This is a genomic window from Massilia sp. LC238 (assembly GCF_000735635.1).
GTDB classification, from domain to species: Bacteria; Pseudomonadota; Gammaproteobacteria; order Burkholderiales; family Burkholderiaceae_D; genus Telluria; species Telluria varians.
Genome location: NZ_JNNN01000074.1, coordinates 1 through 13,492, shown reverse-complemented (window position 1 = coordinate 13,492; position 13,492 = coordinate 1). Strand labels below are relative to the sequence as shown.

The window sequence follows — 13,492 nt, the reverse complement described above, 5'->3', positions numbered from 1 at the left end:
TCACTTCGCGAACAGCTGAAGGTGCTCGACCACCGGGCCCAGTGCGAGCGCCGGCACGTAGTTGAGGATGCCGACCAGCAGGACCACGCCGGCCAGCAGGCCGACGAACATCGGCCCGTGGGTCGGCATGGTGCCCGCGTTGGCGTCGAGGCGCCGGCGCGCGGCGAGCGAGCCGGCGATGGCCAGCACCGGGACGATCACGCCGAAGCGGCCGAACCACATCGCCACCGCCAGCAGGGTGTTGTAGAACGGGGTATTGGCGGACAGTCCGGCGAAGGCGCTGCCGTTGTTGTTGGCGGCGGAGCTGAGCGCATACAGGATCTCGGAGAAGCCGTGCGCGCCAGGATTGGCGACGCTGGCCCTGCCGGCGTCGGCCACGACCGCGACGGCGGTGCCGAGCAGGACCAGGCATGGCGTGATCAGGATGACCAGCGAGGCCATCTTCATCTCGTAGGCGCCGATCTTCTTGCCCAGGTACTCGGGAGTCCGGCCGATCATCAGCCCGGCGATGAAGACCGCCAGAATGGCGAACACCAGCATCCCGTACAGGCCGGTGCCGACGCCGCCGAAGACCACTTCGCCGAGCTGCATCAGCACCATCGGCACCATGCCGCCGAGCGGCATGAAGGAGTCGTGCATGGCGTTCACCGCGCCGCAGGAGGCGGCGGTGGTGACGGCCGAGAACAGGGTCGAGGCGGCGATGCCGAAGCGGGTTTCCTTGCCTTCCATGTTGCCGGCCGAGGCATCGACCCCGAGCGCGCCCAGCAGCGGATTGGCCTGCTGCTCGGCCGCGAAGGCCAGGCTGGCCGCGACGACGAACAGCACGGTCATGGTGGCCAGTACCGCCCAGCCCTGGCGCATGTCGCCCACCGTGCGTCCGAAGGTGAAGCACAAACCTGCGGGTATCAGGAAGATGGCGATCATCTGCACGAAGTTCGACAGCGCGTTCGAATTCTCGAACGGATGGGCCGAGTTGGCGTTGAAGTAGCCGCCGCCGTTGGTGCCCAGCAGCTTGATGGCTTCCTGCGACGCGACCGGTCCCATCGGGATGGTCTGCGTGACGGCCTGCGCGGTCCCGGCGCCGTCCGGAAGCGCATAGCTGGCCGGATCGAGCACCTGCGCGTCGACGTGCGTGGAGAAGCCCTGCACCACGCCCTGGCTGGCGAAGAACAGCGCGAACGCGATCGACAGCGGTAGCAGCACGTACAGGGTGGCGCGGGTCAGGTCGACCCAGAAGTTGCCGATCGCGCTGCTCGAGCGCGCCGCGAAGCCGCGGATCAGGGCGAAGGCCACGGCGATGCCGGTCGCGGCCGAGAAGAAGTTCTGGCAGGCCAGTCCCAGCATCTGGGTCAGGATGCTCATGGTCTGCTCGCCGCTGTAGCCCTGCCAGTTGGTGTTGGCGACGAAGCTGACCGCGGTGTTGAAGGAAGAGTCGGCGCCGACGTTGGGCATGCCTTCGGGATTGAGCGGCAGCCAGGCCTGCACGCGCTGCAGCGCATACACAGCCAGCGCGCCGACGGCATTGAAGGCGACCAGCGCCAGCGCATAGCTTTTCCAGCCTTGCGCGGCCCTGGAGCCGTGGCCGGCAGCGCGGTAGAACAGCGCCTCGACGCGGCCCATCCAGCGCATGCCGGGCAGCGCCGCGCTATCGGCGACACGCGCCATGAACAGCCCTAGCGGATAGCCAAGCAGGAGCAACACCAGCAAGAAGACCGCCAGCAGCGGCAGGAAGTCGGAGAACATGCTCACAGTTCCTCCGCCATGAACAGGGCCGCCAGCAAATAGGCCAGCAGGCCGGCGGCGACCAGGGCGCCGACGAGATAAAAGGTGGTCATTGCTTGCCTCCCAGGCGGTGGCAGCCGGCCAGCAGCAGCCAGGTCAGCGCGAAGAGGAGGAGGAAGGCGCCGATGAAAAGGAAGTCCATGTGCACTCGTACCCAGTGTTGTGATTGGATGGAAGGTAGCGGCGCCACGCGAAATGGTGCGTAAAAAGCGCGCGGCGCCGTGTAAACGGGGTGTAAATGAGGTGTATGCCGCGGAGCGGGCGTGACCGGCTTAGAAGCTGGCCGCGACGCTCAGCACGAGCGCGGTCTTGCCCATGAACTTGCCGTTGACGGGCGAGGCGTAGGCGCTCTTGCCGGCGTTGGTGCCGACCACCGCCAGCGCGACGCTGGCGGCGCCGAACGCGCGGCTGGCGCCGAGCTTCCAGTCGGTATAGCTGGCGGCGCCGTTGTTCTCGACGCGCTGGCGACCGGCGTGCAGCTGCACCGTGACGCCGTTGCCGGCATCGAGGTTGGCGCCGAGGTCGAGATAGGACGTGTTGTCGCTGCCGACAAAGCCGAACAGGTTGGTGGTGGCGTGCGAGTACTTGAGGTAGGCCGGCCCGTAGCCGAGTTGGGCGTATATTTCGTTGGTGTTCGCATTGGCGAAGCCCGGTACGCTGCCGAGGTCATTGCCTGCGTACAGGTAGCGCAGCACGCCGACGTCATAGCTCAGGCCGCGCGCGAGTTCGCCGCGCTTGCCGCCGTAGAGGTCGAGTTCGACCTTGCCATGGCCGCCGGCGTCCTCGATCCACTTGATGGTCGAGGCCCAGGCCCCGGCGTACCAGCCGGAGGAATGGACGTAGTCGGCGCCGCCCTGCAACGCGGGCTGCAGGCGCGTCTGCGAGATTCCGCGGTAGCGATAGTCGCTGGTGGCGGCGAGGTTGAAGGTGGTGGTCGATGCCGGGGCATCGGTTTGCGCGTGGGCGGCCGGGGCCAGGATGGTGGCGGCGAGCACGGAGGCTTGGATCAATGCTTTCATGGTGTCCTGCTGTTGTTGTTGGAGCAGGTGAAAGCCTAGGTGATCGCGTGTAAAAACGCGCTAAAAGCTGGGGGACAGAGCGTAAACGGGATGTATCGGACTGCGGGGGAAATTGGCCCCCGCCTGCGCGGGGGCGACGATGCCGGCTTAGCGGGCCGTTTTCAGATACTGCATGTATTTCGCGACGCCGGTTGCGACGTCGGTGAAGGGCTCGGAGTAGCCGGCGGCGCGCAGCGCGCCGATGTCGGCCTGGGTGAAGCTCTGGTACTTGCCCTTCAGCTTGTCCGGAAACGGGATGTATTCGAGCAAGCCCTTGTCCACGATCTGCGCCAGCGTGAGCGGCGCATTGCCCTCGTTGGCCAGCGCATTGACCGTGGCCACCGCCAGGTCGTTGAAGGGCTGGGCGCGGCCGGTGCCGAGGTTGAAGATGCCGCGCTTGTCCGGATGATCGAGGAAGAACAGATTGACCTTGACCACGTCTTCCACGTAGATGAAGTCGCGCATCTGGGTGCCGGCTTCATAACCTTCGTTGGCGCCGAACAGCTTGACCTTGCCCTCTTTCTGGAACTGGTGGTATTGGTGGAACGGAACCGAGGCCATCGTGCCCTTGTGCCCTTCCAGCGGTCCGTACACGTTGAAGTAGCGCAGGCCCACCACCTGGCTGCCCTTGGCCATGCCGTGCTGCGCCCAGTAGCGGCGCATGTACTGGTCGAACAGGAACTTCGAATAGCCGTAGACGTTGAGGGGGCGCTCGTGCTGGCGCTCTTCCTTGAACACGCTGCCGCCGCCATACACCGCGGCCGACGAGGCGTAGATGAAGGGAATACGCTCGCGCTGGCAGAACTCGAACAGCGCGATGGTGTACTCGTAGTTATTCTTCATCATGTAGCGGCCGTCGGTCTCCATGGTGTTGGAGCAGGCGCCCTGGTGCAGCACGGCGGAGAACTTGCCGTCGAATTCGCCGGCCTTCAGGCGCACGATGAAGTCTTCCTTGTCGAGGTAGTCGGCCACTTCGGCATCGACGATGTTCAGGAATTTCTCCGGACGCGCCATGTTATCGACCGCGAACACGCTGAAGGGTTTGCGCTTCGACAGGGCGTGGACCAGGTTGGCTCCGATGAAGCCTGCAGCGCCAGTAACCAGTATCATTTTCTACCTCGTTTCAGTAATCGTTCAGGCTGCGAGCATGGGCTGCAGCGGTTGCCACACATCCTTGGGCAGGATCTGCTTCATGCAGTTCTGGTGCCCCAGCGGACATTCGCGCTGCTGGCAGGGCGAGCACGCGATGTGCAGCCACAGGATCTTCGCCAGCTCGGACAGCGGCGGCGTGTGGCGCGGGTCGGTCGGGCCGTAGATCGCCACCACCGGGCGGCGCAGCGCGGCGCCGATGTGCATCAGGCCGGAATCGTTGGTCACCACTGCGGCGGCAACCGAGATCAGCGCGATCGCCTCGCTCAGCGAGGTGGAACCGGCCAGGTTGCTCGCTTGCGGCACGATGGCGGTGATCTCGTCGCAGACGGCGCGGTCCTTCGGCGAGCCGAGCAGCAGGATCTGCGCGTCCGGCACATTCGCGCGGATAGTCTGCGCCAGCTCGGCGAAGTATGGCGCCGGCCAGCGCTTGGCGGGGCCGAACTCGGCGCCGGGCGCGAAGGCCACGTAGGTGCCCGGCGGCAGGCCGAGGCGCGCGATGGCGGCCTCGGCCTGGCCTGCTTCGACCCGCATTTCCGGCTCCGGCAATTTTTCCGGACGCGGCAGGTGGCGCACCGGCTCGTCGGCCAGCGCCTGGTAAAACTGCGCCATCGGGCGTGGCGCGGCCTTGTCGTCGTGGTGCATCACGTTGACCAGGCCGTAGCGCATCTCGCCCTTGTAGCCGACGCGTTTCCTGATACCCGCCAGCCAGGGGATCAAGGCGAACTTGAGCGTGTTCGGCAGCACATAGGAGTCGGCATAGCCGCGCGCCTTGAGCATTTTCGCGAAGGCCTTGCGTTCCTTCCACTGCAGCGAACCATGCTTGAAGGGCGATTCGATGACCTCGTCCACTTCGCGCATGGCGCGCCAGACCGGCGCGACCCAGGTCGGCGCCAGCACGTCGATCGGCCGCTCGGGATGCTGTTCGCGCAGGCGGCGCAGCAGCGGCTGCGCCATGACGGCGTCGCCGATCCAGTTGGGGGAGATGACAAGCGTGCGCAACATGATCGTAGGTGTCGGTGCGGGCGAGGCCGCGAGCTGAGAACCCGTGATTATAACAATGCACCTTCGATCCCGCCCCGGATTACCCGACATATGCATGTTGCATCAAATTAATTATTTTTTTGTTATTCGATCTTCGTGCCTGTACTATTGAAACAGTTTGTCAACCGGTCCATGCCGTGTCAAAGGCGCTTCGATAATCGCATTTCATGAACTTCCCCAGGCTTCGTACCGCAGGACGAAATATCGCGTTCGCCCTCTGGCGACACCCGCGCCGGACAGCGGCCGCGCGCTGCATTGGCGAGGCATTGCTGCCGCGCCTGGCCCGCAATACCTGGGCGGCCAGGGCCTGGCGCTTGTCGTGCATGTTGTCCGTCCTGGCCATGGCATCGTTCGCGATGCTGTTCCTGGGCGACCGGCTTGATGCGAGCGGCATGGTCATGACCCGCTTCATGGCGACCGCCCAGGCTCCGCTGACCTCGGTCGCCTATCCGGAAACCGTGCGCGACCAGATCACGGTGCTGACCTACGACCGGGAATTTCTCGACGCCACCGGCAACGCCTGGCCGCTCAGCTACCGGGACCATGCGGACTGGCTGCTGCGGCTGGCAGCCGATCCGCTGACGCGACCCAGGGCCCTGCTGGTGGACATCACCTTCGGCCAGGAACGTCCCGACCCCAGCCTGCCCGCCTTGCGGGAAGCCTTGTGCACCATCCAGAACATCTACAAGGTTCCGGTTTTCCTGGCGGCCCTGAGCTCGCCCGACACCGGCCGGCTGGCATTGCGGCGTGGCCTGGAGACGGCGCCGGGCGCGCTGCCCTGCTTTACGCTGGTTGGCGTAGACTACCTGCCCGACCCGCTCGACGGCTACGCGTGGACCTATCCACTGACCCGGCATCTCGCTGCGGATGGCTGGCAGGCAGGCCCGCCCTCCGCGCCCGGCCAGCCCGCGCACCGAAGCGCCGCGATGGCAATCGCGCAGGATGTCGCCGGCCTCGATCTCGGCCCGGAGACGGTGCCGATGGCGCTGGTATGGGGGCTGGACTCGGCGCCTCAGCCGCATCGCCCCGCGCTGCTACGCGATTGCGCGCCGGGCCGCTTCGATCCGCGCCTGCTGGTGCCCGGGGTCATCCGCTCGAATTTCATGAAGGAGAGCCCGCCGCCCTGCCCTTACCACCGCACGCTGTCCATGGCGCAGGCAGGCGAACTCTCGCCACAGGAACTGGCGCCCTACCTGGCTGGCCGCTACGTGATGGTGGGCGCTAATGTCCCCGGCTACAACGACTATGCGAACTCGCCAATCCACCGGCTGATCCCCGGCGTCCACCTGCACGCAATGGCGCTGGACAACCTCCTGACCTACGACAGCGACTACAAGTTGAGCGCCGAATGGACCATGCCCCCGTCGCTGGCGCTGTTCGTGCCGGGCATGATTACGCTGGCAATCGTCCTGCTGGTGCGCTTCGGCGCCGAGAAACTGCTTGACCTGCCGATGTATGACGACGGCCAGGCTGGCCGGCAACTGGCGAGTTTCGGACAACGCCTGCGCCACGTCGCCGCCGGCGCTGGCTCCTGGCTGCTGCGCCTGGCGGTGCAGACGCTGCTGGCCATGATCGTGATCGCACTGCTCCAGACCTGGTTCCGGATCGGCTTGCTGCCAGTGGTCGAACTGGTAACGATGGCGCTGTTCGCCGAAGGCATCAACTACATGGGCAGAATACGCTGGTTCTTCTTCGGCGAACTTCCCGCCTCCGCTGGCGGCCTGCACCAGGCGCAGGCGCAGGACCGTCAACCATCACATCTGGATACAGAAAGGGCATCATGAAACCGTCGCAGTTCTTTTCCGGGCTCCTCCTCCTGGCGTCCGCCGCGGCATCGGCACAGGGGCTGGTCGTCGGCCCCGCCATGACCGGCGCGACCACCCTCAACCTGTACGATGGCCCAGACGCCGCGGCGCCGGTACGCCAGGTGGCACTGCGCGACGTCGCCCTTCCCCTTTCCATCGAGGAAAAGCAGCCGGGTGCCCTGCGGGTCATGCTCGACGACAAGCAATACTGGGTGCGCAGCGTGGAAGTGCGGACCACGCGCGGCGTCAACGCCAAGTGCGGCGCCATCGTCCAGGCCTCCAGCACCCAGAGCGCCGCCACCCCGGGAGCCGGAACCCGTGCCTGCAAATAAGCCCCTGCGCTGGCAGGCTGCCATCACGCTCGCCGCTGCGCTGGCCATCCTGTCCGGCTGCGAGACCGTTCCGACGCGCGGCACCGATTCCTTTGTCGCCGGCCCGGCCAAGTCGCCTGCCCTGCATCCGACCGGCGAGCTTCCGCCTCCGGCGGCGCGCGCCTGGCCCGGCACCGAGCAGGATGTCCTGAACGAGCGGGCCAAGGGATTCGGCCTGGTCAACGCACCCGAGGCGCAGGCTTACCTGAACAGGCTGTATGCGCGCATCAAGGACAAAGCCGGCGTGCCGGCTTGGCCGGGAGAGGTGCACCTGCTTGCGGACCAGTCGCTCAACGCCTACGCGACGGGCGCCGGCAACATCTACCTGTCGCTGCCCTGGTTTACCTCGGTGGAGAGCGAGGACGAACTGGTGGCCCTGCTGAGCCACGAGTTCGCCCACATCTACCTTCACTACCACCTGCTCGACACGGCGGTGCAGGATGCCGACACGGTCATGAGCCTGTCCGGCGCCGCTTATGCGCTGGCGAGGAAGACGGCGGAAGTGAAAGGTTGGAACAAGCTCGACAGCCTTGTCACCGCATATGTGCTGGGCCGCGGCGCCGCCACCGTGCAATACGGCCGGAGCCAGGAAAGTGCGGCCGCCATGCTCGGCCTGAACCTGTCGCTGAAGCTGGGCTACTCCTACGAACATGGCATGAAAGCCTTCCTCGAACGTCTGGCCTCCTGGGAAGACGACAATGTGGCTCTGCAAAAACAGCGCCAGGAAGCGCTGGTGGCGGAAGTACGCAAGCAGGCCAGGGACGAGACCATGCGCGACAGCGCCAAGCGCGGCGGCAATGCGCTCATCGCCCAGGGGGCGGGCGAGCTCAACGCCAGCATCAACGGCTTCTTCAAGCAGGTCGGCATCGGGGTCGAGAACCTCAGCGCCAGGCTGGCGAGCCGCCATCCCGAGACCACCGAGCGGATTTCCACGCTGGCCCAGGCGGTGGCTCCGGTGCCGCCCTTGCTGGCGCCAAGCCGGCCGGTCAGCGCGCCGCTGGAAGCAGTCCGCCAGGACAGGCGGACCGCCGCCTTGCTCGCCAACTACGCGCTGGCCTTCGAGGCGATCGCCGCGCCGGCCGCCCCGGCTTCGATCGCCGCCGCGCAAAAAGCGGCCTCCGGCAACACGGCAACGCACGCCGTTCCCCTGTATGCCCTGTACCTTGTGTTCGAAGCCCAGCCGGCCGCCATGGGAAAGAAGCGCTTCGACCCCGCCCTGTTGCTCGACAAGAACCTGGAGTCGGCGCCGGACCGCGCCTGGAAGGTCTACGTGGTGCGCAGCGAGCGCCTGAAGGACGGGCAGCGCGCCAATGCCAGGAAGATCCTGGACGCGGGCCTCCAGTATTTCCAGAATGCGGAAGAAGCCTGGCCCGACGCGGTACGCTTCTACGGCGAGACACAAGGCTGGGACGAAGCGAAGCGCATGGCGGGCAACTGCGGCCAGCGCTTCCGGCGCGTGTCGCAGCGCTGCACGAATGCGGCTGCCAGCCCGGCCGAACGCGCCGCACAGGAGAAACATACAGAGCAGAAGGCCAGCAGCATGGTCGACAAGCTGTTCAAGAAAAAATAGGTCCTCGGCTCAGGCGAGCCGCCATCCCTGCGTAATGGCGCGCAAGCGGTGGATCAGATCTAGGCGCTCGAGAAAGACCTCGTCGTGCGGGACCACCACCAGGCCCCGGGATACTTGCGTAGCTGGCCAGCAGGCTGGGTCACCTTGTGGGCGTCGGGGCCGGTCTGGGCCGGTAGGTGCGCAGCCGGTCCTGGCCAGAGGCCTGGCTCGCTTCCAGCAGCCGGTCGATCGTGCTGCTCCGTGGGTTCGAGGGTGCCGAGGTACTGGTCGAGCCAGACGCAGGCCGGGTCGCGCACTGCGCGCCCTGTCAATGACGCCAGCTCGCCGGCGATCACCTTCAGCAGGGTCGACTTGCCGCAGTCGTTCGGGCCGGAGCGGCGAACGGGAGTTCGGCATCGAACAGCTCGACGATGCGCTCCATCTGTCCCAGCAGGGCGCGGTCGTAGCTGACCACGATCAGGCCGCGCCGCCAGGCGCGCAGCTTCGCTGCCAAGGCATGGCGGCTCGGGCCGTCGAGGTGGTTGGTGGACTCGTCGAGGACCAGCCTCCATGGATGCCGCAATTCCCCTGCTGTTGCGGGATACCGGCGCCTCCGTCGGGCGCTGGTTATAATGTCCGCATGCCCCGCTCATCGACAAGCCAGGTCTTGCGTGCATGGATCGCCCTCGTGGCCTTCGTGTTCAGCCTGTTCGCGCCCGCGCTGTCGCATGCCTTCGCCCCGCCGCAATTTCTTGCGCAAACAAGCGAAATCTGTACCGCGGCCGGCATGGTCATGATGCCCGTGCCGGACAGTCCGGACAGGGCTCCGGGAGCGATACCGGACATGACGCACTGCGACCTGTGCTGCTCGCACCATGCGCCGGTGCTGCTGCCTCCGCCACCCGACCTACCGCCGCTTGTCGTCCTCCCGCGCGACAGTTATCCGCGACTCTTCTACCAGTCCCCGTCCCCGCAGTTCGCGTGGACACCGGCGCAGTCACGTGCGCCGCCAGGCGTCTCCTGACCGCTCGTCCCCCGTACCGGTTCTGATTACCGGAAGACTCGCTATCGCGTGTGACCCGCCACGCCTGTGCCGTCACACGCCCAAGGAAACGCAATGAAGAAGCTCGCACTCACCCTGCTCGCGGCCATCTCGCACGCCGCGCTCGCGCAGGACCAGGATGGACCCGTCAAACAGCTGGGCACCGTCACCATCACCGGCTTGCGCCCGACCTCGCTGCCGACGCAGATCCCGACCACCATCGAAGGCATCACCCGCGCCGAGATCGAGCACAGCATCAACGCCACCGACGCGGAAGACGCGCTGAAATACCTCCCCAGCCTGCTGGTGCGCAAGCGCTACATCGGCGACTACAACCACGCCGTGCCGTCGACCCGCGCCTCCGGCACCGGCAACAGCGCGCGCTCGATGGTGTACGCGGACGGCATCCTGCTGTCCAACTACCTCGGCAACGGCGCCAACTTCGCGCCGCGCTGGGGCATGGTCACGCCCGAGGAAATCGAGCGCGTGGACGTGCTGTACGGGCCGTTCTCGGCGGCCTATGGCGGCAATTCGGTGGGCGCCGTGGTCGACTACGTGACGCGCATGCCGACCAAGTTCGAGGCGCATGCCAAGTTCGGCTTCACCCACCAGCCTTTCGACCTGTACGGGACGCACGAGCGCTACAACGGGCGCCAGGCGAGCGCCTCGCTCGGTAACCGGGAGGGGCGCTGGTCCTGGTTCATCGACGTGAACCGGAGCAGCAACGAAGGGCAGCCGCTGACTTTTCCTACCCGCTACCTGAGTGCCGGCGCGGCGCCGGGCGGCGCGCCCGTTATCGGAGCTGTCCTCGGCCAGGACCGGACCAATCGGGCGTGGTACCTGCTGGGCGCCGGCACGCAGTACGACACGGTGCAAGACCATGTGAAAGTGAAGCTCGCCTATGACCTGACGCCGACGCTGCGGGCCAGCTATACGCTGGGCGTGTGGCAAAACGATTCCGAAGGCCGGCCGACGTCCTACCTGCGCGACGCTGCCGGGACGCCGGTGTACAGCGGGCGCATCGATATCGACGGGCGAGGCTATACCCTTGGCGCCACCGACTTCAATGCGTCGAACGAGGAGCTGCGCCATCTCATGCACGGGCTGTCGGTGAAGAGCCACAGCAAGGGCGTGTTCGACTGGGAGCTGGCGGCGAGCCTGTATGACTATGACCAGGACCTGCTGCGCGCGCCGACCATCGCCCTGCCCGCTGCGCTGAAAGGCGGCGCGGGACGAATCGTGGACATGTCGGGGACCGGCTGGAATACCTTTGCGGCCAAGGGCATCTGGCGGCCGTACGGCGTGGCCGGGGCGCATATCGTGGAATTTGGGTACCAGCGCGAGGCCTACAAGCTGGCCAGCATCGAGAATGCGACGGGTGATTGGCTGGGTGGTGCGCCCGGTGCCCGCAATCAGGCATTCTCGGGTCGTACCACGACGCAGGCCTTGTGGGGACAGGATACGTGGAAGTTTGCACCAAGCTGGAAAGCCGTGCTGGGGGTGCGGGTGGAACGCTGGCAGGCGCGGGATGGGCGGACGTCGAATGCTGCTACCACTGTCGCGCATGGGGAACGTTCAGGAAGCTATGTGTCGCCGAAGATGGCGCTGGCCTGGCAGGTCCTGCCTTCCTGGGTGTTGAAGGCATCGGCGGGGCGGGCGGTGCGCATGCCGACGGTGTCGGAGCTGTACCAAGGGGGCATCAGTGGCAGCGGGACCTTGATCAACAATGATCCGAACCTGCAGCCGGAGCGGTCGTGGACGGGGGAGCTGAGTGCGGATCGCCAGCTCGACAAGGGATTGCTGCGGTTGACGGCGTTTGCGGAGCGGACCTCGGATGCGCTGTATTCGCAGACCAATGTGCTGGTGACGCCCAACGTGACCAACGTACAGAACGTGGGGCGGATCGAGACCAAGGGGCTGGAGGTGGCTTACGACGCGGACGACGTGGGGGTGGATGGGCTTGATTTGCAGTCGAGCGTGACCTGGACGGAGTCGGAGATTACGCGTAATGACAAGTTTCCAGCCAGTGTAGGCAAGTGGCAGCCGCGGATTCCGCGCTGGCGGGCGACGGGAGTGGCGACTTACCGTGTTGGTGATCGGCTGGCGTACTCGCTGGCGGCGCGCTATTCGGGGCGGCAGTTTTCGACGCTGGATAATTCGGATCCGAACGGGTTTGCTTATCAGGGGGCGAGCAGGCACTTCACGGTGGATGGGCGGGTGACGTGGAAGCCGGTGAAGCACTGGACTGTGGCGGTGGGGGTGGATAATCTGAACAATTACCAGTACTGGAATTTTCATCCGTATTCGCAGCGGACCTGGGTGCTGGAGGCGCGTTACGATCTGTGATGGATGCGCAAGTAAACGGTCCACCTTCCCTCCAAGCGCCAGACAGATTCAGCACACGGTCGGGCGACTCTGAATGGCTGTAAGAGTATGTTTGCTCTCTACCTGTAGCTTTAGTAACACTACCTACGCTCTTGCAACGCAGGTAGTGCTACCAGCTTGCAAACTGTAGAAAATGCTCCTATACTCGACTTGTACAACTTACAGTACAAGTACAAATTTATTGCATGTTTTACTACGGGCCACATTGACGAAACAGATAGTCATCATCGAACTAGCTCATCACGCACGAGACTAAAGGCAACAACATGTCTCTCTACAATATGATTATGCGGAGTAAAGAAATGCGAATCGTTAACTTTTCCGATGCTCGCAACAGTCTTCGGACTGTTATCGACCAAGTAGTCGAGGACGCTGACGTTACCGTTATCTCGCGCCGCGATGCGCCTGATGCGGTAGTGATGTCCTTCGATTATTACAGCAGCCTCATGGAGACTGTGCACCTGTTGAGCTCACCTGCTAATGCGGCTCACCTAGCCAGATCCATTGCTCAGGCACGTTCGGGTCAAGCGCAGCATCGGGAGTTAATAGAAACCCCCGAAGCTGAGGAACAGCAGCATGCTCAACCTGAAGTTCACACCTGAGTCCTGGGAAACTTACGTTTACTGGCAAACTCAAGATAAGAAGACGCTCAAACGCATCAATGATCTGATCAAAGATGCACAGAGAAACCCTTTCGAGGGAATCGGCAAACCCGAAGCTTTGCGATACAACCTGAGCGGCTTTTGGTCACGAAGGATTGATGAAGCAAACCGTCTTGTCTACGAAGTACGTGATGAGGAGTTGGTTATCATCTCGTGCCGCTATCACTACTGATCGCACCAGGGGGCGGAAACGCTCCCTTTTTTGCATAATGCGAGTCGCCTTTGGTGCGCCGCTTCTACAAAAACACATGGCCACCCAAGGGTGGCCGACTTCGATGTCGTTCATGGCAGAGCAAGCAGGGATTCGCCCACGTTCCGCGGGCCGCCCTCGCGCGAGTACGCGCGAGGCTTCGAACCTGCCGCCTTGGCGACCACGCAGAGGCCGCGTTGCAGGGCGCCCCACGCCCTGCAACCCTTGCTTCTCTCCGCCAGGCAACAAAAAAAGGCCACCCGATGGGTGGCCGGCTTCGATTCGTTCACGGCAGAGCAAGCAGGGATTCGCCCACGTTCCGCGGGCCTGATCTTGCCCCGCTTTTCCCGGACACAGCCTGATGCTTAGTTAGCGTCAGTTTCCAGAGCCTGACGGCGTCGCTCTTTCCTAAACATGCGCGGCGATTTGTAGCCGAGCGCCGAATGCGGATGCAC

The 13,492-nt window shown here is 64.8% G+C and carries 14 protein-coding genes; 7 read left to right on the top strand and 7 right to left on the bottom strand.

The annotated features are described in order from the left end of the window. The 6 genes from kdpA to waaF all read right to left on the bottom strand — a co-directional run bounded on the left by kdpA (position 1) and on the right by waaF (position 4,994). The gene (gene kdpA / locus FG94_RS20200; protein WP_036215425.1) at positions 1 to 1,743 is read right to left on the bottom strand and encodes a potassium-transporting ATPase subunit KdpA; all 1,743 of its coding nucleotides are present in this window, start codon (positions 1,741 to 1,743) and stop codon (positions 1 to 3) included. Positions 1,744 to 1,745: 2 nt separating this feature from the next. Continuing rightward, on the bottom strand, positions 1,746 to 1,835 hold the full coding sequence (locus FG94_RS20195) for a potassium-transporting ATPase subunit F (RefSeq protein WP_036215423.1): 90 nt from the start codon (positions 1,833 to 1,835) through the stop codon (positions 1,746 to 1,748). Then, entirely contained in the window at positions 1,832 to 1,924 is a 93-nt protein-coding gene (locus tag FG94_RS27975) for a potassium ABC transporter ATPase (protein ID WP_200880009.1), read from the bottom strand. Before FG94_RS27975 ends, FG94_RS20195 begins: the two co-directional genes overlap by 4 nt. A 130-nt stretch (positions 1,925 to 2,054) precedes the next feature. After that, positions 2,055 to 2,801, bottom strand: coding sequence for a TorF family putative porin (locus FG94_RS20190; RefSeq protein WP_036215421.1), 747 nt, complete (start codon positions 2,799 to 2,801; stop codon positions 2,055 to 2,057). A gap of 147 nt (positions 2,802 to 2,948) precedes the next feature. After that, positions 2,949 to 3,950, bottom strand: coding sequence for an ADP-glyceromanno-heptose 6-epimerase (rfaD, locus tag FG94_RS20185; protein WP_036215419.1), 1,002 nt, complete (start codon positions 3,948 to 3,950; stop codon positions 2,949 to 2,951). A gap of 24 nt (positions 3,951 to 3,974) precedes the next feature. Then, positions 3,975 to 4,994 carry a lipopolysaccharide heptosyltransferase II gene (gene waaF / locus FG94_RS20180; protein ID WP_036215417.1) on the bottom strand — a complete coding sequence of 340 codons (1,020 nt, stop codon included), beginning with the start codon at positions 4,992 to 4,994 and terminating at the stop codon, positions 3,975 to 3,977. 362 nt (positions 4,995 to 5,356) lie between these two features. Here waaF and FG94_RS20175 point away from each other — a divergent pair, with 362 nt between their 5' ends. The 3 genes from FG94_RS20175 to FG94_RS20165 all read left to right on the top strand — a co-directional run bounded on the left by FG94_RS20175 (position 5,357) and on the right by FG94_RS20165 (position 8,779). After that, positions 5,357 to 6,817, top strand: coding sequence for a CHASE2 domain-containing protein (locus FG94_RS20175; RefSeq protein ID WP_229446008.1), 1,461 nt, complete (start codon positions 5,357 to 5,359; stop codon positions 6,815 to 6,817). Positions 6,818 to 6,897: 80 nt separating this feature from the next. Further along, a complete protein-coding gene (locus FG94_RS27715; protein ID WP_161783984.1) occupies positions 6,898 to 7,170 on the top strand; it encodes a hypothetical protein in 273 nt (90 codons plus the stop codon). Beyond that, positions 7,157 to 8,779, top strand: a complete 1,623-nt coding sequence (locus FG94_RS20165; protein WP_051996946.1) for a M48 family metallopeptidase — start codon at positions 7,157 to 7,159, stop codon at positions 8,777 to 8,779. Before FG94_RS27715 ends, FG94_RS20165 begins: the two co-directional genes overlap by 14 nt. Before the next feature lie 337 nt (positions 8,780 to 9,116). On the opposite strand, the gene FG94_RS20160 is transcribed toward FG94_RS20165, so the two are convergent. Continuing rightward, positions 9,117 to 9,341, bottom strand: coding sequence for a hypothetical protein (locus FG94_RS20160; RefSeq protein WP_036215412.1), 225 nt, complete (start codon positions 9,339 to 9,341; stop codon positions 9,117 to 9,119). 84 nt (positions 9,342 to 9,425) lie between these two features. Here FG94_RS20160 and FG94_RS26795 point away from each other — a divergent pair, with 84 nt between their 5' ends. The 4 genes from FG94_RS26795 (at position 9,426) to FG94_RS26790 (ending at position 13,019) form a co-directional block, all read left to right on the top strand. Beyond that, positions 9,426 to 9,782 (top strand): DUF2946 family protein, encoded by a 357-nt coding sequence (locus tag FG94_RS26795; protein WP_229446006.1) that lies wholly within the window; start codon positions 9,426 to 9,428, stop codon positions 9,780 to 9,782. 93 nt (positions 9,783 to 9,875) lie between these two features. Then, positions 9,876 to 12,146, top strand: coding sequence for a TonB-dependent receptor (locus tag FG94_RS20155; RefSeq protein ID WP_036215410.1), 2,271 nt, complete (start codon positions 9,876 to 9,878; stop codon positions 12,144 to 12,146). A 341-nt stretch (positions 12,147 to 12,487) separates the two neighbouring features. Then, positions 12,488 to 12,787, top strand: coding sequence for a type II toxin-antitoxin system Phd/YefM family antitoxin (locus FG94_RS20150; RefSeq protein WP_051996949.1), 300 nt, complete (start codon positions 12,488 to 12,490; stop codon positions 12,785 to 12,787). Further along, on the top strand, positions 12,762 to 13,019 hold the full coding sequence (locus tag FG94_RS26790; protein ID WP_081926098.1) for a Txe/YoeB family addiction module toxin: 258 nt from the start codon (positions 12,762 to 12,764) through the stop codon (positions 13,017 to 13,019). Before FG94_RS20150 ends, FG94_RS26790 begins: the two co-directional genes overlap by 26 nt. Positions 13,020 to 13,492: the final 473 nt, after the last annotated feature.

Coding starts and splice junctions, on each gene's coding strand:
- FG94_RS20190 (WP_036215421.1), bottom strand. CDS start 2,801: ATGAAAGCATTGATCCAAGCCTCCGTGCTCGCCGCCACCATCCTGGCC.
- rfaD (WP_036215419.1), bottom strand. CDS start 3,950: ATGATACTGGTTACTGGCGCTGCAGGCTTCATCGGAGCCAACCTGGTC.
- FG94_RS20195 (WP_036215423.1), bottom strand. CDS start 1,835: ATGACCACCTTTTATCTCGTCGGCGCCCTGGTCGCCGCCGGCCTGCTG.
- waaF (WP_036215417.1), bottom strand. CDS start 4,994: ATGTTGCGCACGCTTGTCATCTCCCCCAACTGGATCGGCGACGCCGTC.
- kdpA (WP_036215425.1), bottom strand. CDS start 1,743: ATGTTCTCCGACTTCCTGCCGCTGCTGGCGGTCTTCTTGCTGGTGTTG.
- FG94_RS27975 (WP_200880009.1), bottom strand. CDS start 1,924: ATGGACTTCCTTTTCATCGGCGCCTTCCTCCTCCTCTTCGCGCTGACC.
- FG94_RS26790 (WP_081926098.1), top strand. CDS start 12,762: ATGCTCAACCTGAAGTTCACACCTGAGTCCTGGGAAACTTACGTTTAC.
- FG94_RS20175 (WP_229446008.1), top strand. CDS start 5,357: ATGTTGTCCGTCCTGGCCATGGCATCGTTCGCGATGCTGTTCCTGGGC.
- FG94_RS27715 (WP_161783984.1), top strand. CDS start 6,898: ATGACCGGCGCGACCACCCTCAACCTGTACGATGGCCCAGACGCCGCG.
- FG94_RS20155 (WP_036215410.1), top strand. CDS start 9,876: ATGAAGAAGCTCGCACTCACCCTGCTCGCGGCCATCTCGCACGCCGCG.
- FG94_RS20150 (WP_051996949.1), top strand. CDS start 12,488: ATGCGAATCGTTAACTTTTCCGATGCTCGCAACAGTCTTCGGACTGTT.